Source organism: Pseudomonas sp. N40(2020) (genome assembly GCF_014472415.1).
GTDB lineage: Bacteria > Pseudomonadota > Gammaproteobacteria > Pseudomonadales > Pseudomonadaceae > Aquipseudomonas.
On sequence record NZ_JACSZV010000079.1, the window covers coordinates 1 to 5,167 of the forward strand.

2 tRNA genes and 2 rRNA genes are annotated in these 5,167 nt (G+C 51.4%); all 4 read right to left on the minus strand.

Going from position 1 to position 5,167, the window contains the following annotated elements:
• Window positions 1-114 precede the first annotated feature (114 nt).
• Window positions 115-3,008, minus strand: a 23S ribosomal RNA gene (locus tag IAI51_RS27625).
• Window positions 3,009-3,258: 250 nt separating this feature from the next.
• Window positions 3,259-3,334: transfer RNA gene (locus IAI51_RS27630), tRNA-Ala, on the minus strand.
• A gap of 31 nt (window positions 3,335-3,365) precedes the next feature.
• Window positions 3,366-3,442: transfer RNA gene (locus IAI51_RS27635), tRNA-Ile, on the minus strand.
• 82 nt (window positions 3,443-3,524) lie between these two features.
• A 16S ribosomal RNA gene (locus tag IAI51_RS27640) occupies window positions 3,525-5,061 on the minus strand.
• Together the 16S and 23S rRNA genes with 2 tRNA genes alongside form the textbook arrangement of a ribosomal RNA operon.
• Between the last annotated feature and the right edge of the window lie 106 nt (window positions 5,062-5,167).

A 5,167-nucleotide genomic window follows, 5' to 3' on the forward strand; every position in this document is an offset into this window, starting at 1 on the left:
TCAGCAAATTGGGTATGTGACAGCTGTCGGTGTTTTGTGAACATCGAACTTTCGGTTCGTTTCGTCTTCACACACCGCAACTTGGCCTTTCGACGCAAATTGCTTGGGTGTTATATGGTCAAGCCTCACGGGCAATTAGTATTGGTTAGCTCAACGCCTCACAGCGCTTACACACCCAACCTATCAACGTCGTAGTCTTCGACGGCCCTTCAGGGAACTCAAGGTTCCAGTGAGATCTCATCTTGAGGCAAGTTTCCCGCTTAGATGCTTTCAGCGGTTATCTTTCCCGAACATAGCTACCCGGCAATGCCACTGGCGTGACAACCGGAACACCAGAGGTTCGTCCACTCCGGTCCTCTCGTACTAGGAGCAGCCCCTCTCAAATCTCAAACGTCCACGGCAGATAGGGACCGAACTGTCTCACGACGTTCTAAACCCAGCTCGCGTACCACTTTAAATGGCGAACAGCCATACCCTTGGGACCGGCTTCAGCCCCAGGATGTGATGAGCCGACATCGAGGTGCCAAACACCGCCGTCGATATGAACTCTTGGGCGGTATCAGCCTGTTATCCCCGGAGTACCTTTTATCCGTTGAGCGATGGCCCTTCCATACAGAACCACCGGATCACTAAGACCTACTTTCGTACCTGCTCGACGTGTCTGTCTCGCAGTCAAGCGCGCTTTTGCCTTTATACTCTACGACCGATTTCCGACCGGTCTGAGCGCACCTTCGTACTCCTCCGTTACTCTTTAGGAGGAGACCGCCCCAGTCAAACTACCCACCATACACTGTCCTCGATCCGGATAACGGACCTGAGTTAGAACCTCAAAGTTGCCAGGGTGGTATTTCAAGGATGGCTCCACGCGAACTGGCGTCCACGCTTCAAAGCCTCCCACCTATCCTACACAAGCAAATTCAAAGTCCAGTGCAAAGCTATAGTAAAGGTTCACGGGGTCTTTCCGTCTAGCCGCGGATACACTGCATCTTCACAGCGATTTCAATTTCACTGAGTCTCGGGTGGAGACAGCGCCGCCATCGTTACGCCATTCGTGCAGGTCGGAACTTACCCGACAAGGAATTTCGCTACCTTAGGACCGTTATAGTTACGGCCGCCGTTTACCGGGGCTTCGATCAAGAGCTTCGCGTTAGCTAACCCCATCAATTAACCTTCCGGCACCGGGCAGGCGTCACACCCTATACGTCCACTTTCGTGTTTGCAGAGTGCTGTGTTTTTAATAAACAGTCGCAGCGGCCTGGTATCTTCGACCGGCATGAGCTTACGGAGCAAGTCCTTCACCCTCACCGGCGCACCTTCTCCCGAAGTTACGGTGCCATTTTGCCTAGTTCCTTCACCCGAGTTCTCTCAAGCGCCTTGGTATTCTCTACCCAACCACCTGTGTCGGTTTGGGGTACGGTTCCTGGTTACCTGAAGCTTAGAAGCTTTTCTTGGAAGCATGGCATCAACCACTTCGTCATCTAAAAGATGACTCGTCATCAGCTCTCGGCCTTAGAATCCCGGATTTACCTAAGATTCCAGCCTACCACCTTAAACTTGGACAACCAACGCCAAGCTGGCCTAGCCTTCTCCGTCCCTCCATCGCAATAACCAGAAGTACAGGAATATTAACCTGTTTTCCATCGACTACGCTTTTCAGCCTCGCCTTAGGGACCGACTAACCCTGCGTCGATTAACGTTGCGCAGGAAACCTTGGTCTTTCGGCGTGGGTGTTTTTCACACCCATTGTCGTTACTCATGTCAGCATTCGCACTTCTGATACCTCCAGCAAGCTTCTCAACTCACCTTCACAGGCTTACAGAACGCTCCTCTACCGCATCACCCGAAGGTGATACCCGTAGCTTCGGTGTATGGTTTGAGCCCCGTTACATCTTCCGCGCAGGCCGACTCGACTAGTGAGCTATTACGCTTTCTTTAAAGGGTGGCTGCTTCTAAGCCAACCTCCTAGCTGTCTAAGCCTTCCCACATCGTTTCCCACTTAACCATAACTTTGGGACCTTAGCTGACGGTCTGGGTTGTTTCCCTTTTCACGACGGACGTTAGCACCCGCCGTGTGTCTCCCATGCTCGGCACTTGTAGGTATTCGGAGTTTGCATCGGTTTGGTAAGTCGGGATGACCCCCTAGCCGAAACAGTGCTCTACCCCCTACAGTGATACATGAGGCGCTACCTAAATAGCTTTCGAGGAGAACCAGCTATCTCCGAGCTTGATTAGCCTTTCACTCCGATCCACAGGTCATCCGCTAACTTTTCAACGGTAGTCGGTTCGGTCCTCCAGTTAGTGTTACCCAACCTTCAACCTGCCCATGGATAGATCGCCCGGTTTCGGGTCTATTCCCAGCGACTAGACGCCCTATTAAGACTCGCTTTCGCTACGCCTCCCCTATTCGGTTAAGCTCGCCACTGAAAATAAGTCGCTGACCCATTATACAAAAGGTACGCAGTCACCCAACAAAGTGGGCTCCCACTGCTTGTACGCATACGGTTTCAGGATCTATTTCACTCCCCTCTCCGGGGTTCTTTTCGCCTTTCCCTCACGGTACTAGTTCACTATCGGTCAGTCAGTAGTATTTAGCCTTGGAGGATGGTCCCCCCATATTCAGACAAAGTTTCTCGTGCTCCGTCCTACTCGATTTCATGACTAAGAGATTTTCGCGTACAGGGCTATCACCCACTATGGCCGCACTTTCCAGAGCGTTCCGCTAATCTCAAAGCCACTTAAGGGCTAGTCCCCGTTCGCTCGCCACTACTAAGGGAATCTCGGTTGATTTCTTTTCCTCAGGGTACTTAGATGTTTCAGTTCCCCTGGTTCGCCTCTTGCACCTATGTATTCAGTACAAGATAACCATCTTATGATGGCTGGGTTCCCCCATTCAGACATCTCCGGATCAAAGTCTGTTTGCCGACTCCCCGAAGCTTTTCGCAGGCTACCACGTCTTTCATCGCCTCTGACTGCCAAGGCATCCACCGTATGCGCTTCTTCACTTGACCATATAACCCCAAGCAATCTGGTTATACTGTGAAGACGACATTCGCCGAAAATTCGATAATACTCAATTCAGAGTAACTCACAAATTTTACCTTAGCCTGATCCGTTACCAGTGAAAGTAACGTTCAGTCTATCTTTCTATCACATACCCAAATTTTTAAAGAACGATCTAATCAAAGACTAGAAATCAACATTCATCATCACACTGATGGAATGCTCATTTCTAAGCTTTCAAAACTTCAGAAGCAGTAGTGGTGGAGCCAAGCGGGATCGAACCGCTGACCTCCTGCGTGCAAGGCAGGCGCTCTCCCAGCTGAGCTATGGCCCCGTATTCTCTACAGGCGTTTCCCACACAAAATTGGTGGGTCTGGGCAGATTCGAACTGCCGACCTCACCCTTATCAGGGGTGCGCTCTAACCAACTGAGCTACAGACCCAATTTCGGGCTGCTTCTTATCGTCTTCTTCAATGAATCAAGCAATTCGTGTGGGAACTTATGGAGCAGCTGATGTCGTCGATTAAGGAGGTGATCCAGCCGCAGGTTCCCCTACGGCTACCTTGTTACGACTTCACCCCAGTCATGAATCACACCGTGGTAACCGTCCTCCCGAAGGTTAGACTAGCTACTTCTGGTGCAACCCACTCCCATGGTGTGACGGGCGGTGTGTACAAGGCCCGGGAACGTATTCACCGCGACATTCTGATTCGCGATTACTAGCGATTCCGACTTCACGCAGTCGAGTTGCAGACTGCGATCCGGACTACGATCGGTTTTATGGGATTAGCTCCACCTCGCGGCTTGGCAACCCTTTGTACCGACCATTGTAGCACGTGTGTAGCCCAGGCCGTAAGGGCCATGATGACTTGACGTCATCCCCACCTTCCTCCGGTTTGTCACCGGCAGTCTCCTTAGAGTGCCCACCATTACGTGCTGGTAACTAAGGACAAGGGTTGCGCTCGTTACGGGACTTAACCCAACATCTCACGACACGAGCTGACGACAGCCATGCAGCACCTGTCTCAATGTTCCCGAAGGCACCAATCCATCTCTGGAAAGTTCATTGGATGTCAAGGCCTGGTAAGGTTCTTCGCGTTGCTTCGAATTAAACCACATGCTCCACCGCTTGTGCGGGCCCCCGTCAATTCATTTGAGTTTTAACCTTGCGGCCGTACTCCCCAGGCGGTCAACTTAATGCGTTAGCTGCGCCACTAAGAGCTCAAGGCTCCCAACGGCTAGTTGACATCGTTTACGGCGTGGACTACCAGGGTATCTAATCCTGTTTGCTCCCCACGCTTTCGCACCTCAGTGTCAGTATCAGTCCAGGTGGTCGCCTTCGCCACTGGTGTTCCTTCCTATATCTACGCATTTCACCGCTACACAGGAAATTCCACCACCCTCTACCATACTCTAGCTTGTCAGTTTTGAATGCAGTTCCCAGGTTGAGCCCGGGGATTTCACATCCAACTTAACAAACCACCTACGCGCGCTTTACGCCCAGTAATTCCGATTAACGCTTGCACCCTCTGTATTACCGCGGCTGCTGGCACAGAGTTAGCCGGTGCTTATTCTGTCGGTAACGTCAAAACACTAACGTATTAGGTTAATGCCCTTCCTCCCAACTTAAAGTGCTTTACAATCCGAAGACCTTCTTCACACACGCGGCATGGCTGGATCAGGCTTTCGCCCATTGTCCAATATTCCCCACTGCTGCCTCCCGTAGGAGTCTGGACCGTGTCTCAGTTCCAGTGTGACTGATCATCCTCTCAGACCAGTTACGGATCGTCGCCTTGGTGAGCCATTACCTCACCAACTAGCTAATCCGACCTAGGCTCATCTGATAGCGCAAGGCCCGAAGGTCCCCTGCTTTCTCCCGTAGGACGTATGCGGTATTAGCGTTCCTTTCGAAACGTTGTCCCCCACTACCAGGCAGATTCCTAGGCATTACTCACCCGTCCGCCGCTGAATCCAGGAGCAAGCTCCTCTCATCCGCTCGACTTGCATGTGTTAGGCCTGCCGCCAGCGTTCAATCTGAGCCATGATCAAACTCTTCAGTTCAAACATCTTTGGGTTTTTAAGAAACCCTAAACTTGGCTCAGCAATCGTTGGTTACATCTTTGATTTCTCGCGGAGTAACTTGTGATGCTGATAATCTTGTTGACTA